Here is an 802-nt window from a genome sequence, read left to right on the forward strand (position 1 = left end):
CTTCCGGCGTGTCGGCGCTGACGATCAGGCCACCAGCCGGCCATAGGGCGGCCAGAAACCGGGGCGGCGCTGTTCGGCCTCCTGTTGCATGAAACTGTCGAAATCACCCGATACCAGCGCCTGCATGACCGGATGATCGGGCACGTAGCTCTGCAACAGCACATGCCCCGGCGCTTCGGCCCGGCCCGCGCGGCCCGCCACCTGGTGCAGAAGCTGTACCGTGCGCTCCGACGCCCGCAGGTCGCCCCCCCCCAGCCCGAGATCCGCATCCACGATTCCCACCAGCGTCAGGTGGGGAAAGTGCCAGCCCTTGGCCACGATCTGCGTGCCGATCACAAGGTCGATCTCACGGCGGGCGATGCGCTCGACCGCGGCGGCGGTGGCGGCGGGGCCGCTCAGCGTATCGCTGGCCATGACCAGTATCCGCGCATCGGGGAAGGTGGCGCGCGCTTCCTCCGTTATCCGTTCCACGCCGGGGCCGATGGGGGTCAGGCTGTCGGCATCGGCGCATTTGGGGCAGGTCTGGGGAATGGGCTCGTCATAGCCGCAGTGGTGGCAGGTCAGGATATGGCGCGCGCGGTGTTCGACCAGCCACGCGGTGCAGTTGGGGCACTGCATGCGGTGGCCGCAGGTGCGGCACAGCGTCAGCGGCGCATAGCCCCGGCGGTTGAGGAACAGCATCGCCTGTTCGCCGCGCCCGATAGCGTCATGGATCGCGCCTGTCAGCACTGGCGAAAGGAACAGCCCGCGCTCCGGCGGGTCGGCGCGCATGTCCAGCGTGCGGACTTCGGGCATGGTGGCG

At 69.3% G+C, this 802-nt stretch carries 1 protein-coding gene; it reads right to left on the reverse strand.

The features are described from left to right. Window positions 1-24: 24 nt before the first annotated feature. On the reverse strand, window positions 25-802 hold a 778-nt coding region (gene priA, locus JCM25156_RS18850), incomplete at its 5' end, for a replication restart helicase PriA (protein WP_025814384.1).

The organism is Komagataeibacter kakiaceti JCM 25156, from assembly GCF_000613305.1.